At 59.9% G+C, this 14,790-nt stretch carries 13 protein-coding genes; 7 read left to right on the top strand and 6 right to left on the bottom strand.

What is annotated here, in order from left to right; translation table 11 throughout:
- Positions 1-12 precede the first annotated feature (12 nt).
- From P353_RS24675 to P353_RS24665, 3 genes are all read right to left on the bottom strand, one after another.
- Positions 13-2,172, bottom strand: a complete 2,160-nt coding sequence (locus P353_RS24675) for a 3-hydroxyacyl-CoA dehydrogenase NAD-binding domain-containing protein (RefSeq protein ID WP_034375608.1) — start codon at positions 2,170-2,172, stop codon at positions 13-15.
- A 17-nt stretch (positions 2,173-2,189) separates the two neighbouring features.
- Positions 2,190-3,395, bottom strand: a complete 1,206-nt coding sequence (locus P353_RS24670) for an acetyl-CoA C-acetyltransferase (protein WP_034375606.1) — start codon at positions 3,393-3,395, stop codon at positions 2,190-2,192.
- Positions 3,396-3,683: 288 nt separating this feature from the next.
- On the bottom strand, positions 3,684-4,061 hold the full coding sequence (locus tag P353_RS24665) for an SDR family oxidoreductase (RefSeq protein ID WP_269799979.1): 378 nt from the start codon (positions 4,059-4,061) through the stop codon (positions 3,684-3,686).
- A gap of 125 nt (positions 4,062-4,186) precedes the next feature.
- Here P353_RS24665 and P353_RS24660 point away from each other — a divergent pair, with 125 nt between their 5' ends.
- Positions 4,187-5,320 (top strand): CaiB/BaiF CoA transferase family protein, encoded by a 1,134-nt coding sequence (locus P353_RS24660; RefSeq protein WP_034375605.1) that lies wholly within the window; start codon positions 4,187-4,189, stop codon positions 5,318-5,320.
- A 273-nt stretch (positions 5,321-5,593) separates the two neighbouring features.
- On the opposite strand, the gene P353_RS24655 is transcribed toward P353_RS24660, so the two are convergent.
- The 3 genes from P353_RS24655 to P353_RS24640 all read right to left on the bottom strand — a co-directional run bounded on the left by P353_RS24655 (position 5,594) and on the right by P353_RS24640 (position 9,729).
- A complete protein-coding gene (locus P353_RS24655; RefSeq protein WP_113707758.1) occupies positions 5,594-7,045 on the bottom strand; it encodes a sensor domain-containing diguanylate cyclase in 1,452 nt (483 codons plus the stop codon).
- A gap of 863 nt (positions 7,046-7,908) precedes the next feature.
- Positions 7,909-8,877 (bottom strand): Bug family tripartite tricarboxylate transporter substrate binding protein, encoded by a 969-nt coding sequence (locus tag P353_RS24645; RefSeq protein WP_052085012.1) that lies wholly within the window; start codon positions 8,875-8,877, stop codon positions 7,909-7,911.
- A gap of 168 nt (positions 8,878-9,045) precedes the next feature.
- Entirely contained in the window at positions 9,046-9,729 is a 684-nt protein-coding gene (locus tag P353_RS24640; protein WP_198529148.1) for a Crp/Fnr family transcriptional regulator, read from the bottom strand.
- 98 nt (positions 9,730-9,827) lie between these two features.
- Here P353_RS24640 and P353_RS24635 point away from each other — a divergent pair, with 98 nt between their 5' ends.
- The 6 genes from P353_RS24635 to P353_RS30390 all read left to right on the top strand — a co-directional run bounded on the left by P353_RS24635 (position 9,828) and on the right by P353_RS30390 (position 14,455).
- A complete protein-coding gene (locus P353_RS24635) occupies positions 9,828-10,355 on the top strand; it encodes a thiamine pyrophosphate-binding protein (protein ID WP_034375600.1) in 528 nt (175 codons plus the stop codon).
- A 7-nt stretch (positions 10,356-10,362) separates the two neighbouring features.
- The gene (locus tag P353_RS24630) at positions 10,363-10,992 is read left to right on the top strand and encodes a thiamine pyrophosphate-dependent enzyme (protein ID WP_034375598.1); all 630 of its coding nucleotides are present in this window, start codon (positions 10,363-10,365) and stop codon (positions 10,990-10,992) included.
- The gene (locus P353_RS24625) at positions 10,992-12,623 is read left to right on the top strand and encodes a GMC family oxidoreductase (protein WP_034375595.1); all 1,632 of its coding nucleotides are present in this window, start codon (positions 10,992-10,994) and stop codon (positions 12,621-12,623) included. Before P353_RS24630 ends, P353_RS24625 begins: the two co-directional genes overlap by 1 nt.
- Positions 12,624-12,647: 24 nt before the next feature.
- On the top strand, positions 12,648-13,625 hold the full coding sequence (locus tag P353_RS24620) for a Bug family tripartite tricarboxylate transporter substrate binding protein (RefSeq protein WP_034375593.1): 978 nt from the start codon (positions 12,648-12,650) through the stop codon (positions 13,623-13,625).
- A gap of 156 nt (positions 13,626-13,781) precedes the next feature.
- Positions 13,782-14,138, top strand: coding sequence for a YidH family protein (locus P353_RS24615; protein WP_034375591.1), 357 nt, complete (start codon positions 13,782-13,784; stop codon positions 14,136-14,138).
- Entirely contained in the window at positions 14,072-14,455 is a 384-nt protein-coding gene (locus tag P353_RS30390; RefSeq protein WP_366926753.1) for a DUF202 domain-containing protein, read from the top strand. The genes P353_RS24615 and P353_RS30390 overlap by 67 nt, the downstream gene beginning before the upstream one ends.
- Positions 14,456-14,790: the final 335 nt, after the last annotated feature.

Genomic DNA, 14,790 nt, shown 5'->3' with positions numbered 1-14,790 from the left:
TTTGGGCTGTGCTCAGGGCCTGGCAGTTTTGCCGTAGAAGGTCTGCCCCCTGGCCGCCATATCGCGCAGCAGCTGCGGTGGGCGCAGTTGCTCGCCGAACAGATCTGCCAGGCGATCGGCCTCAGCCACGAACTGCGCCACTCCAATGCCGTCGATAAAGCAGAACGGGCCGCCTGTGTAGGCCGGAAAGCCCACGCCCAGAATCGAGCCGATGTCGCCGTCGGCCGGAGCCAGCAGCACGCCCTCTTCCATGGCACGCGCTCCTTCGACGGCCTGCACATAGAGAATGCGCTGCTTGAGGTCGTGGGCGCTGGGCTGCAGGTCTTTTAGCGGGTAATGCCCGGCCAGGCCCGGCCAGATGCGCTTGCCGCTTTCATCGTAGTCATAGAAGCCCTTGCCCACCTTGCGGCCCAGGCGGCCCAGCTCGAACAGCTTGCCGATCACCGGCACGGAGCGACCGGGCCTGTACTCCCCTGGGAACTCCTTGGCCTGGGATTCGCCCGCATGCCTGGACAGATCAATCGACAGCTCGTCGGTAATCGCCAGCGGCCCCACGGGCATGCCCGCATGCTTTGCACAGTTCTCTATCAATGCAGGGGCAATGCCTTCGGCCACCATGCCGATGGCGTCATCCACAAACGCGCCGATGAAGCGGCTGGTGAAAAAGCCGCGCCTGTCGTTGACGACAATAGGCGTCTTCTTGAGCTGAGCCACGAAGTCCAGTGCCTGCGCCAGCGTGGCATCCGATGTCTGCTTGCCGCGAATGACTTCCACCAGCGGCATCTTGTCGGCCGGCGAAAAGAAATGCAGACCGATGAAGCGATCGGGCCTATCGCTCGCCTGCGCCAGCAGGCTGATGGGCAGGGCCGAGGTGTTGCTGGCCAGCACGCAGCCGGGCGGCAGCACGGCGTCCAGCTTACGGGTCACTTCGGCCTTGATGGCGCGGTCTTCGAACACGGCTTCGACCACCATATCGGCATCGCGCAGCAGCTCGTAATCGGTGCCGGGCATGATGCGCGCCAGAATGGCGTCGGCCTTCTCACGCGTCTGACGGCCCTTGTCCACCTGCTTGGTCAGCACTTTTTCGGAGTACTGCTTGCCTTTCTCGGCAGCCGCCTGATCCCTGTCGATCAACACTACTTCGATACCGCGCTGCGCTGCCACCAGGGCAATGCCCGCCCCCATCATGCCTGCGCCTATCAAACCCAGCTTGCGGCATTGGAAAGGCTCAAAACCTGCGGGGCGGTGCATGCCCTTCTCGGCCTTGGTCTTGTTCACGAAGAGCGTGCGAATCATGCCGCGCGCCACGGGACTGCGCGACAGCGTGGCCATGTACTTGCTCTCGATGCGCAGGCCCTTGTCGATGGGCAGCTGGCAGCCTTCGTAGATGCAGCTTTGAATGCACAGCGGCGCCGGCATATTGTGAAAGGTCTTGGCCTGCAGCAGGGTGTTGCCCACCACGAAAGCCGGGGTCACGCGCGCATCCAGCGGGCCGCCTCCCGGGATGCGAAAGCCTTTCACATCCCAGGGCTGCACCGCCGTGGGCCTGGCCAGCAGCCAGGCCTTGGCAGCGCCGAGCAACTGCTCGGGAGCCACCACTTCGTCCACCAGACCGGCTTCCCTGGCCTTCACGGCCTGCAGCTGCTTGCCTTCCATCAGAAAGGGCATGGCAGCCAGAATGCCGATCATGCGCGGCAGGCGCTGGGTGCCGCCGGCGCCGGGCAGCAAGCCCACCTGCGCCTCGGGCAGACCGACCATGACCGTGGGTGCATCGGCTGCAATGCGGTGGTGGCAGGCCAGGCAGATTTCATAGCCGCCGCCCAATGCCATGCCGTTGATGGCCGCCACCAGCGGCTTGCCCTGGGTCTCCAGCTTGCGCAGCAGCCTGGACAGCGATGCGCAGGAGGCGAACAGCTCCTCGATGGGCATGTCTGCCATGGCGTCGATGTTGGCCTCCATGCCCATCAGGTCGGCCCCCGCGACAAAGCTGTCCTTGCCCGAGGTGATGATGCCGCCGCGCACCCTGCCGTCGCCTTGCATGCGTGCGATACAGGCCTCCAGGCTGTCCATGAAGGCCTGGTCGATCACATTCATGGTCTTGCCGGGGTAGTCCAGCGTCAGCGTGGCAATGCCGTCCTCATCTACGGCGTAGCGAATGATTTCCGTTGTCATGACTTGTGCTCCCTCACTCACACGCGCTCGATGATCATGGCCGAGCCCATGCCCGCCGCCACGCACAGGCTGATCAGCGCCGTGCGCTTGCCGGTGCGCTCCAGCTCGTCCAGCACCGTGCCCAGAATCATGGCGCCCGTCGCCCCCAGCGGGTGGCCCATGGCAATCGCTCCGCCGTTGACGTTCATGCGCTCATGGGGAATGTTCAGCTCCTCCATCATGGTCAGCACCACCGTGGCAAAGGCCTCGTTGAGCTCCCACAGATCGATGTCCGAAGCCTGCATGCGTGCCCGAGCCAAAGCCTTGTGCGCGGCATGGGCCGGGCCGTCCAGCATCAGGGTTGGCTCGGAGCCTATGCTGGCAAAGGCGCGGATGCGGGCCCTGGGCTTCATGCCCTGCCTGGCACCGGCCTCGGCCGTGCCGATCAGCACGGCAGCCGCACCGTCGACAATGCCCGAGCTGTTGCCTGCATGGTGGTGATGGTGAATTTGTTCGAGCTGCGGATAGCGCTGCAGCGCCACGCTGTCGTAGCCGTACTTCTGGCCCATCTCGGTAAACGCGGGCTTGAGCGCGGCCAGGGACTGCGCTGTGGTCTCGGCTCGAATGGTCTCGTCCTTTTCCAGCAGCGTCATGCCCAGGAAATCCTTGACGGGCACCACCGATTTGTCGAAGTGCCCCTGCGCCCAGGCCGTGGCCGCACGACGATGGCTTTCGGCCGAGTACGCATCCAGATCATGGCGGCTGTGGCCGCGCAGCGATGCCAGCAGATCGGCCGAGATGCCCTGCATCACGAAATAGGTCTTGCTGGCCAGTTGCGGGTCCTGCGCCCAGGCGCCGCCATCGGAGCCCATGGGCACTCGGGACATCATCTCCACGCCGGCACCAATGGTCATATCGGCCTGACCGGCCATTACCTTGGCCGCAGCAAAGCTCACCGCCTCCAGGCCCGAGCCGCAGTAGCGATTGAGCTGCACGCCAGCCACGCTCTGTGCATAGTCGGCCTGCAGCACCGCCATGCGGCCCACATTGCCCCCCTGCTCGCCCACTGGCACCACGCAGCCCATGACCACGTCGTCCACCACCGCCGTATCGAGCCGATTGCGCTCACGCAGCGCCACCAGCGGCTGCGCTGCCAACCACACCGGCGTCACCTCATGCAATGCTCCATCCGGCTTGCCCTTGCCTCGGGGGGTACGGACATGGTCGAAGATCAATGCCTCCATCTGCTTTCCTCACATCACCAGGTTGTTATCGAGTGCTTATTCAGATTGCCATACGGCTTTTGCCCAAACCTACCTGATTCGGACTAGGGGCAGACTATGAGAAGAACCCGTCGGAACCGAACTTGCCGGCGCATGGTTTACGGCTCAGAGCGGCAAAGCAGTTGGTGCCGCCAGAATGGCCGTCGCTTGGGATTGACGCTCTCCCGCTCGACAGTTCTTCAGTCTCATTAATGACCAAGGGCCCTCCCGGCTCGAGCCACCGCAAGGCTGCAGGGCGGGCCGTTGAACTCAGGCCACCAGACCGCCGCCGTTGACCGGCAGCACCTGGCCGTTGACCCACTCAGCCTCGGTCGATGCCAGATAGCTCGCGGCCGCGCCCACATCCTGGGGCGATCCGGCCCGCCCCACGGAAGTGCCCTTCTTGGCAATCCTCTCCGAGCCTTCCCTGTTGTTCATGGTGCCCAGCGACACAGCGTTGGCCGTCACGCCGTGCGGTCCGACCTCGCCCGAGAGATTGCGGATGAAACCGATAGCTGCCGCCTTGGCAGCCCCGTACGCGCACAGCCCCATACCCGTGGCCGTGCGCGCCGCATCGGAGTTGATGACATGTCTTGCTCTCCTTTTTTTATGAAATGTCCAGTGTTGGCCTGGCTTGCCCCCGGACATACTCCAAATGGACGGAGTCAAAACCGGCGGGATCCACAAGATAGAAAAGTCGCAGACAAAAACAGGAGACCGACTTGAGTACAGAGCACCCTTCCCAAGGCCAGAGCCCGGGGCCTTTGAGCGGAATGCGTATCATCGAATTTGCAGGCATAGGCCCTGCCCCTTTTGCCGGCATGATGCTGGCCGATATGGGTGCCGAAGTGATTCTCATCGAGCGCAGCACAGACCATGCAGCGGCATCCCGCTACCCGCGCATGGCGCAGAACCGGGGCAAGAAGTCCATCGCGCTGGACCTCAAGTCCGAGGGCGGACGCGCCGCCGCCTGGAAGCTGATCGAGTCTGCCGACGCGCTCATCGAGGGTTTCAGACCCGGCGTGATGGAGCGCCTGGGCTTCAGCCCCGAGGAAGTCGCCCGCCGCGCGCCCCGCCTGGTCTTTGGCCGCGTCACCGGCTGGGGCCAGACCGGCCCCCTGTCCCAGGCCGCAGGCCATGACATCAACTATGTGGCGCTGACGGGCGTGATGTCCACCTCCATGCGCCCCGGCCAGGCTCCCGTACTGCCGCCCACCATCGTGGGCGATATGGCGGGCGGTGCCATGTTCTTGCTGTTCGGCCTCATGTGCGCCATGCACGAGGCACGTCAATCCGGCAGGGGGCAGGTGGTGGATGCAGCCATGATCGACGGCGTGGCGGCCATGAGCGGCCTGATGCACCAGATGCGCAGCGGCATGGGCTACTGGAAGGACGATCCCGCGCAGAATCACTTTCTCAGCACTTCACCCTTCTACGAAGTGTTCGAGTGCGCAGATGGCAAGCACATCACCCTGGGCGCCATCGAGCCGCAGTTCTATGCCTTGCAGCTGCAAAAGCTGGGCCTGACCGATGTCGATCCCAAGCGCCAGTACCACAACTCCGACTGGCCCGAAGTCAAGGCCCGCGTGGCCGAAATCGTGCGCAGGAAGACGCAGGCACAGTGGTGCGAAGCGCTGGAAGGCAGCGATGCCTGCTTTGCCCCGGTACTGAGTCTGGCCGAGGCACCCGCGCATCCGCACAACGCCCAGCGCAATCTGTTCATCGATCTGGAAGTGGACGGCAGCACCCAGCGCCAGCCCTCACCTGCCCCACGCTTTTCACGCACCCCAGCGCGCAGCCCCACACCGGGAACCAGGATCGGTCAGCACACCGATGCCGTGCTCGCATCCCTGGGCTACGCCAGAGCAGATATTGCGGCACTGCGCGCGAGCAAGGCATGCGCCTGAGCAAGGCATGCTCCCGAGCAACGGTCCGAGATAGCCACTATCAAAATGAAAGCTGCCAGCGCAATACAGCAAGGGAATTCAGATACTTTCAATGCTGATATCTATTGAAATCAAGCGCTTGAAGCTATCAGTTTTGCATAGAGTTTTCTTTGCCGGGCACACGCCGTTGGCCGAGAACCGGGGTGCACGCTTCAACGCAAGGCAAGTCCGGAAGACCCCAGACCCCAGCCCCCTTGCGCCACGCCAGCGAGCCGGGCAAGGGTTTGCGCAGCACTATGCTGGATACGCGCTTGACAAAGCGACCTTGTTACGGCCCGTCATCTTGGCGCTGTACAGCGCTTTGTCAGCCGCACGCAAAATCGTCGGCATATCCAGATCTCTTGCCGGCACCCAGGCTGCACAACCGATGCTGACCGTGATGCTCCCGAATTCACTTCCTGTGTGCGCAATGGCAAGCTGAGCGATCGCCACACGAATATTCTCGGCAATGAGCGCTCCTCCATCCAGAGATGTGTCCGGCAACACCACGATAAATTCCTCACCGCCATAACGTGCCGCGCTGTCTTCTGGGCGCCGGATATTCTCGCCAATGCATTTCGCCACGGTCGCCAGAACAGCATCCCCGGCCTGATGCCCGTAGGTGTCGTTATAGGCCTTGAACCAGTCGATATCCACGAACAGCAGCGAGAAGGCGCTGTGACTTCTTTTGGCCCTGTGCCACTCGTACTCGATGATCTCGTCGAGCTTGCGGCGGTTGTTCAGGCCGGTCAGGCCATCGGTACGCGCCAGCAGCGCCAGTTCGGACTCTGCGCGCATGCGACGTTTGAGCTGCACTCCGAAAGCGAAGGACAGGCCAATGAAAGCCATCGTGAGCGTCCCCATGACAGAGGTAATCAGCAAGGCTCTCTGTCGCCAGACCGCGTAAATATCGGAATGCGCCTTGGCCACCATGATGATGAATGGCAAGCTGGGCAGATTCTTAAAGTAATACGCCCGTTGGGCACCATCAAGGTACGAGGTATCCGAAAAGCTTCCTTCGGGTGCCGACATGAACTGCTGGAACGTGCTTGCATTGCGGATATTGCGCCCGATGACCTTTGCATCGAAGGGCTGCCGCATCATCATGGCTCCATCTTTCCTTATCAAGGCCAGCGATCCGTGTTTACCTAGCGAAAGCGCAGAAAACAGTTTCTGAAAGTACTCCAGCTGAACATCTATCAGCACAATGCCGGCGAAAGAGCCGTCCGCATGGGAAATCCGACGACTCAGAGGAATGCTCAGGGAGCCGCCATGCAGCGTGGATGAATAAGGGTCGCCCACGTAGAGCCCGATGCTTGGGCTCTCTTTGTGCACCTTGAAAAAGTCATGATCCGAGTATTGCCCATTCCCCGAATTCTCGGCCCCTGCATTAAGGGCAATTTTCCCGTCCGCGTCAAGAACCAGGATGGACCCCAGATAGGTCGCGGTCGCAGCCTTGTCGAACAAGGCCGCATTACGCACATGCGGCGAGGCGGCCATCACTTCGGAATCGTTGAGCCCATCGACCACGGCTTGCAACGACAGTGCATAGAGCTCGAAATTCCGAACCACATCGTTTTCAGCAAGAAGGGCAACATTGCGCGATGTCTCTATCGCATGCTCCATTGCATCCAGCCGACTCTGATAGAGGACGATGGTACAGATCACTGTCATCGACAGCGCAATAATCCCCCCTACCAACAGCATTGCATAGGGGGCACGGGAAACGACGTTGCTGTGATCAAAAGCAGGCTTGCGAAATAGTTTCATGTCGTTGCTGTATTTGAGCGAGCCGGTCACATTTCTTCGATGCAGGCATGCAGGGGTGCGATCTTGCGAGACAGCACCGCACACTGGCCCTAGCGCGCCTCATTTTGCCTGTGTTTGCCGCCACGGAGTCGGGCCTGCGCAGCGCCGGGCGGCGGCAGGCCTGCAAGCGCCTGCCTGTCTGCGGGCAACGCCGCATGCAAGCGGATCTCGAGAACGGCTTCGGAGAGATTGGATGGCCCCCTGCAAAGACAGGCCTGCAGGCAAGCCAGCACAGGGCGCCGGTGTCAACCAGCTGAATGCCGTCACAAGCAGAGCAGCGGATGCCCTCGCTGAGGCTTCACGCCAGGCTCGTAGATCGTGGGCTGCCAAAGTCGATGCGCCCCCTCCCGCCGTACAGCGGTGCCGTCAACTCGCGCCACAGCGACGATGATTAACGCGCCATAGCTCTTGCGGCGAAGCACTTACAGCGACTGGAAGGGCGGGAGACGACCCGTTGCTGTCGTTCTAGCTGCCACCGGCAATGTCTGCTGTGCAGCGAAGGCACCGGTTCGTGGACCTCGCGGACAGCTGACTTCTTTGGCGAAGTTCGCCTGTCGAGGTGTCCGCTTCCTGATTCATTCGTGGACTCATGCTAGCGGCCAGAAGCAGACACTCAGAAAGTTCTCTCGATCGGCTGCTTGTGACTGTGGGCTACCACTACGTTAGCGGGACTATCTTGCTTGTCTGTTCATACATTCCAGCGTTGTGAGCCGCCACTACGGGCAGGAATATTCTTCCATGCAATCGCATCGGCGCTCAATTTATTCGACACGAATGCCGGCTTCTTGTGCCACTTTACTCATCCAGGACTGCTCGGCTTTTATCAACGTTGAAAATGCACCGGCATTTGCGCTCGTGACAATAGTTGCACCTCTTTCATCCATACGCAGCTTCATGTCCGGCTCCGCCATCACGTTCACGATTTCTTGCCGGAGTTGCTCTAAGACGGCCAAGGGAGTCCCTTGAGGAGCGGCCACACCGCTCCAGAACTCCATAGGCGGCACACTGCCCCCCTGCTCCCTCATGGTAGGCAAATCTGGCAGGAATGGGGTCCGCTCATCAGACAAGACGCACAAAGCTCGCAACGTACCTTTTTGCACAAAAGGCAGGGCGGAAGACATCACGCAAGGTACAAAGTCCAGGGCGCCCTGCGCGAGAGCGGTAATCGCATCTGGCATCCCCTTGAACGGAATGTGGGTGAACTCCACCCCCATGGATCTGCCGAGCATCGTGACCCACAGATGCTCCAATCCGCCGGTGCCAACGGAGCCGAAGTTCAGCTTGCCTGGGTTCTTTTTGGCAAATGCAATCAGTTCAGAGAAGGTTCTAAACCGTGATTGCGCAGGAACGACAAAAAGTGTTGGCGTCTTGCTGTATTGGGTGACTAGCGCCAAAGACTTCAGCATGTCATAGCGCTTCATGGTGACCTGTGCAGCCATCATGCCCGTATTGATGGAGATCAGCGTGTGCCCATCGGGAGGCGTCATGGCCAGTGCCTGCATGCCGATGACAAAGCTGCCACCGGGCTTGTTGTCCACAATGACAGGCTGCCTGAGCCGATGCTGCAAACTGTTTGCGATCAGGCGTGTGCTGATGTCAGCCGAGCCCCCCGCCTGCAGGGGAACAATGATTTTCAAAGGACGGCTGATAAAGCTGGATTGGGACCAAGCCATGCGAGGGATCGCCTGTACTGCCAATGCCGTGGCGATCAAGGTGCGGCGTCGAATCATTGCCAAGATGCTCTCCTTTCGAAGCTGATCTCGCCAAGCCAGAGAGTTTCTGGCTACTCAAGCGAGAGAATTGCTTGCGATGGGGAGCAGTCTCATCACACCTGCTCAATGAGTCAGTCGGCGATCCGACAAATAGCTTGCGGGCAAACCATAGGCCGCAACCGGCCTTCACTCTGGATCGGCGGCCAGTCGAGCGAGCTGTGCTTGGTTTGTTATGTCGATGCGACCGCGACCGATATCGACCAGTCCCTGACGCTCCAGGCGCTTGAGTTCCACATTGAGACTCTGCCGGGTGATTCCCAGCATGTCAGCCAAATCGGCTTGGGTCATGACGAGAGTGTGAGGGCCGGTGCCTCGAACCTGGGAAAGCAGCACACGGGCCAGACGATTGGGCAGCGCCGTAAGCGTCTGTGCCGCCAAGGCCTGGTATGTATCACGGGCCCTGGCACATAGCAGCCGAATGATCTGGTCGTTCAACTCAGGATGGGCGCGCATTACCTGCCATAGCTGCGCTTGCGGCACGCGCACGATCTCGCATGCTCCGCGTGCCACGGCGTCATGGATCGCCTCGGAATCCTCAAGCACCGGAATCAAACCGAAGACCTGCCCGGGTTCCTGCCGGTTAATGACGTGACGCTTGCCTTGCGAGTTGGTGATGCTCAGCTCCAGCACTCCTTGCGCAGGAATCAACAGGTGCGTCATCTGGCGGCCGCGCCATGTCACGGTGGTTCCATCGGCGACCTGCTCCAGCGTTGCGTGCGCAGCGAGGTGCTGAAGAGTGGCTTCGCCACAGGCGCTCAACCACGATACGTTGGCGAGGGCCTTCTTGATGCGAACCGTTGTTTCCTGCATTACGAACAAACCCTCAATCACTGTGTCGGAGGACAGACTGACTGAGACAGGCCCCGTTCGCATACTGCGCAGACCTTCAACTCAGTGACAGGCATCCCGTGGCCTCAACATTTCCTTCTATCACAGCCTCAACGGCCGTTAGCGCATTAGAGCGCGCAGGCGTTGATCACGTTGTCACCGTACCTGACTGGGTGCAATTATCACTGCACTCCCACTTGCAAAAAGCATCGAGCATCCGCGTTCTCAATGCCTGCAACGAAAACCAATGCGTCACCACTGCTGCGGGACTGACCATTGCCGGCCGCAAACCCCTGTTGGTCATGCAGAACCAGGGACTCTACAACTGCATCAACACATTGCGTGCTGTGTGCATGGATGCCCAGATTCCCTTGGTGTTCCTGGTCGGGCAGTTTGGGCGCGAGTTCAGCAATATCGGCCAGGACCCCAAGCAGTCGCGCCGCACGATGGTCCGCATCATGGAGCCCGTGCTCGATGCTCTGGAAATTCCCTGGAACTGCCTGGACTCCGATGCCGATGTGGATCGGATCGAGAAGGCCTACGAGATCGCACATCAACAGCGAACCGCTTCGGTTGTGCTAGTCGGCGCCCCAATATCCTGGAGATAAATAAAAAATGATGAACGTGCAACAAGCCTGCGGTGTCATTGCCGCGCAGCGTAGCAAGAATTCCCTGGTGATTGCGACCATGGGTGCCATGCGGGCCTTTGATCTTTTGGAGGCCGATTCAAGCCATGTCGACCGTGCTCCCAAGGAGGCCAGACTCAGCTCCGTGCCACTCATGGGAGGTGCGGCAGGACTGGGTCTGGGATTGGCGCTGGCACGGCCGCAGCGCAAGGTGATCGTCGTGGACGGCGATGCCAGCCTGTTGATGGAACTAAGCAGCCTGGTCACGGTTGCCCAGGCTGCTCCGAGCAACCTGCTGCACCTGGTGATCAAGAACGGCACCCAATTCACCGGCCTCGCCAATCTTGACGCGCCAGCCCAAGGCTTCAATTTTGCACAAGCCGCACGCAATGCGGGATACCTCCATGCGTACGTCATCAAGGATGAGGCCACCTGGGAGGCACGCTTCCCGGAAATACAGAGCCTTCAAGGACCGGTCTTTGTTGAACTGATCGTGGAGCCGGCACCCAGCCAGGCCACAGAAGGATTCGAGCAGGCAGAAATGCCAGACTATCAATTCGAACGCATGGGCCTCGAAGCACGGGCCATGCAACAGCTGCTGAATGCCGAGGTGGCGTGATGGCTGAGTCTGAATCCTTCGACTACATCGTTATCGGGGCGGGTTCTGCGGGTGCCGCAGTAGCGCGTCGCCTGGCCGAACGCCCGGACACCAAGGTCCTGCTGCTTGAGGCCGGTGCGCCGCGCCACAACGACTTCTGGGTACGTGTGCCCCTGGGAATCGGCAAGCTTTTGACGAATCCGAAATACGTCTGGCCTTTCCATACCGAGCCGCAGCATCGTCTGGACGGCCAATCGATTTACTGGCCCCGGGGTCGTATGCCTGGCGGCTCAAGCTCGGTCAACGGCATGATCTTCGTACGAGGTGAGCCACGCGAGTTCGACCATTGGCGCGAATTAGGCAACGCTGGCTGGGGCTACGACGATTTGCTCCCCTATTTCCAGCGGCTAGAGTCTTACCGCTTCGGGGACTCCGCTTTAAGAGGACGTGACGGCCCGATCAGCATCACGAACCTGGCGGATGATCCGCACCCTCTTGGAGCAGCTTTTGTGAAGGCTTGCGAGCAGGCTGGAATTCCCCGAACGCCAGACTACAACGGACGTGCGTATGAAGGGGTTTCTTTCCTTCAGCTGAGCACACGTGCCGGTCAACGCTGCAGCACTGCACGCGGCTATCTTGACTCGGATATCCCTGCAGGACTTGAGCTGCGCACGGAATCACAAGCTTTGCGCATTCTGTTCGAGGGGCAGCGTGCCGTAGGTGTGGAATATCTGCAGCGCGGCCAACGCCGGGAGGCTCGTGCGCGCTCGGAGATCATTTTGTCCGCAGGTCCCATCAAATCACCTCAGTTGCTGGAGCTATCGGGTGTTGGGCAGGCCGAGCGTCTCCAGGATCTGGGAGTACCCGTTGTCGCCCACTCCCCAGGCGTCGGAGAGAACCTGATCGACCATCTGCAAGCTCGCATCACTTTTGAGGCCAGCCAGCGCGTCACCCTCAATGAAGTCATTTCAAGCCCCTGGCGCCAAGCGTTGATGGGCGCCCAATACCTGCTCACCCGTCGCGGCATGATGACGTCTCCATCGGCCACGGCCCATGCATTGGCACGTACGGCCCCGGAGCAAAGCCGTCCCATGGTGAAGATCCAGATGCACCATTTGAGCGGAGCAGACCGGTACTCTCGCACCAAGGGGGCAGGGGCGGATTTGTTTCCGGGGTTTGGCATTGGCCTGTTCCAGTTGAGACCTGCCTCGCGCGGCTGGATCCATGCCAAGACGCTCTCGGCCCTGGATGATCCCGCGATGGATCCGTGCTATTTGGAGGCCGCGGAAGATGTGGAGGTCATGCTCTCGGCGCTGCGCCTGGCCCGGAAAGTGGTGGAGCAGCCGTCGCTGGCAGGCTTCGTCAAGCGCGAGACTCGCCCGGGCATTGATGTGCAGTCGGAAGATGCTCTGCTGCAATACATACGCACCTGCGGACAAACCTCCTGGCATCCCATCGGCACTTGCAAGATGGGACCGGACTCCGATCGAAATGCAGTGGTTGACTCTGCTTTGCGAGTGCGCGGAACAGCTGCTTTGCGTGTGGTGGACTCTTCCGTCATGCCAACCATGCCTTCATCCAACACCAATGCGGCATCGATCGCCATTGGTGAAAAGGCTGCCGATCTAATCTGGCAAGACGCGAATCGCTAGCCGTTGCGCCCACAGGAAATCATCATGAAAAAATACTTCTTGCGATTGAGCGCCATGGCATCGCTGTGCTGCATCTCGTTAGCAGCAACCGCACAAGACGATGCAAACTATCCCACACGCCCCATTCGCCTCATTGTTCCGGCTACTGCGGGAGGTGAGCCCGACATTCTGGCCCGCCTTGTTGCCCAGTACATGACGGCAGATCTGGGGCAGCCCATTGTTGTCGACAACAAGGTTGGAGCCGGCGGATTGATCGGCGTGGCCTCGGTTTCTGCAGCCAAACCTGACGGCTACACGATCGGCATCGTGTACCAGACGGTGCTGGCTTTGTCTCCTCATCTGATTGTCAAGAAGCTATTCGATCCACTGACCGACATCGCCGCGATCGGCCTCATCTCCGTTTCTGGAAATGCACTGATGGTTTCGGCGAAATCGCCCATTCGCTCCTACGCGGACCTGGCGGCTCGCGCCAAAGCAACTCCCGGCAAACTGAGCTTCGGATCGTGGGGTGAAGGCAGCGCAGGCCACATTAGCGGTGAAGTGATGAAAAAATCCGCTGGCTTGGACATTCAGCATGTCCCTTACAAGGGGTCCAACGAAGCATTAATGGGAATGCTGGGCGGAGAGATCGCCGCCACTTTTGGCGGCTGGGGCTTGGCTTCTACACAAGCCAAAGCAGGCACAGTCCGGATATTGGCTGTCACATCGCCGCAGCGCTCCCCCATGTTTCCTGAGGCACCGACATTCAAAGAGCTGGGCATCCCATTCGGCCTGAACTCCTGGTACGGACTCGTGGCACCCAAGAACCTGCCCGCCCCCATCCTGAAGCGGCTGGAAGGATCTCTGCAAAAAGCCGTCAATCAACCGGAGGTTGCTGCAAAGCTTCAGGGGATGGGTATGCAATCGCAGTCATCAACCGCCTTGCAGCTACGTGATCGAATACGTACTGACTATGAAATCTGGGGCAAAAAAATCAGCGAAGTCGGCGTTCAACCTCGCTAGCGACCGGCTATCGGCGGCGCTGTGAGATCAGGCCTATCTGGCACGACCCATGCACGAAAGGCCGGTCAGATGCTTTGCGCTGCCCCCTCTTTTCATCCAACAACATGGGTCTTCGGCCTTCTGATGGATACCGGACCAAACCTCAATCGATCGAATATGCATCGCCCTTCATGGCAGCATCAAGGCAAAGAGCCTGACTACCGGTTCTCGCTAGCCAACGAGCGCACGTTCCTGGCGTGGATTCGAACCGCCATGGCACTTTTGGCTGGATCCGTGCTACTGGACCAGGTGTCTGCGCGATTTCCTGGACACTTCTATGTTTCGTATCTTGCAGTCTTTGCAAGCGCAGCCGCTGCAGCAATGTGCGTGCTAGCCTTTCTGCGCTGGAAAGACAACGAAATAGCAATGCGCAATGATCGCCCGTTGCCCTCGCCCATGTTCATCTCATGGATCGCCATCGGATTCATGTTTGCAGCACTTGCAGTGGCAGCCGTCCTGACGAGGCGTCTATGAGAGATGCCGGGCTGCAACCGGAGCGCACGTCCTTGGCGTGGACTAGAACCGCATTGAGCATGTTCGTCACCGCAGCAATATCGCTTAAAAGCGGTTCCGAATCTCACCGGTTGGAGATCGTGACCGCTGGAGCTTGCTTACTAATAGGTGCAGTCTTTGCGTGGGTGACCGGCATGACACGGAACAATGAGATATTGCACACGGCAGCGGTAGTGTCACCCTCTGGCTCTTTAATCGTGGCCCTGGCCGTGGGGTCACTGACAGGCTGCGTGGTCGTGACTGCGGTGCTTGCAAAAAATTTACTATCCATACCCTAGCGATCGAAGAGTGAGCGCGCTCAAAGAGCTTGCCGATCTCCTGCAACGCCCAGCCTTGCTTCCAGCGCGCCCACATCAGAGCTTTCTGGCTATCTGAATAGTAGATTCTGGGTCACTGCTTCATTTGCAACACTCCTGCCGCCTATGCGGTGGTGAGTGTGTTGCAACGACCGGTTGAATCCGTCAGCGATTACGGCTGCTCACACTCACATCACAAATTTTCGCAAACCGCCATATAGAGGTCATCCGAGCTATATGGCGGGGAGCTTCTCAATGGCAGGTTTCTTTACGTAGCTGGCAGTACCCTTCGATAAAAGCTGGAAGTCCGTAGTGAC

It is taken from the genome of Comamonas testosteroni, from assembly GCF_000761245.1.
Classification (GTDB): Bacteria; Pseudomonadota; Gammaproteobacteria; order Burkholderiales; family Burkholderiaceae_C; genus Comamonas; species Comamonas testosteroni_C.
Note: the sequence above shows the minus strand (reverse complement) of the source record. Positions and strands in the feature narration are given on the sequence as shown.

Bases quoted from the DNA above. Each gene is read 5' to 3' on its own strand.
- P353_RS24675 (WP_034375608.1), bottom strand. From the start codon at position 2,172: ATGACAACGGAAATCATTCGCTACGCCGTAGATGAGGACGGCATTGCC.
- P353_RS24670 (WP_034375606.1), bottom strand. From the start codon at position 3,395: ATGGAGGCATTGATCTTCGACCATGTCCGTACCCCCCGAGGCAAGGGC.
- P353_RS24665 (WP_269799979.1), bottom strand. From the start codon at position 4,061: ATGTCCGGGGGCAAGCCAGGCCAACACTGGACATTTCATAAAAAAAGG.
- P353_RS24660 (WP_034375605.1), top strand. From the start codon at position 4,187: ATGCGTATCATCGAATTTGCAGGCATAGGCCCTGCCCCTTTTGCCGGC.
- P353_RS24655 (WP_113707758.1), bottom strand. From the start codon at position 7,045: ATGCTGTTGGTAGGGGGGATTATTGCGCTGTCGATGACAGTGATCTGT.
- P353_RS24645 (WP_052085012.1), bottom strand. From the start codon at position 8,877: ATGATTCGACGCCGCACCTTGATCGCCACGGCATTGGCAGTACAGGCG.
- P353_RS24640 (WP_198529148.1), bottom strand. From the start codon at position 9,729: ATGCAGGAAACAACGGTTCGCATCAAGAAGGCCCTCGCCAACGTATCG.
- P353_RS24630 (WP_034375598.1), top strand. From the start codon at position 10,363: ATGATGAACGTGCAACAAGCCTGCGGTGTCATTGCCGCGCAGCGTAGC.
- P353_RS24625 (WP_034375595.1), top strand. From the start codon at position 10,992: ATGGCTGAGTCTGAATCCTTCGACTACATCGTTATCGGGGCGGGTTCT.
- P353_RS24620 (WP_034375593.1), top strand. From the start codon at position 12,648: ATGAAAAAATACTTCTTGCGATTGAGCGCCATGGCATCGCTGTGCTGC.
- P353_RS24615 (WP_034375591.1), top strand. From the start codon at position 13,782: ATGCATCGCCCTTCATGGCAGCATCAAGGCAAAGAGCCTGACTACCGG.
- P353_RS30390 (WP_366926753.1), top strand. From the start codon at position 14,072: ATGGATCGCCATCGGATTCATGTTTGCAGCACTTGCAGTGGCAGCCGT.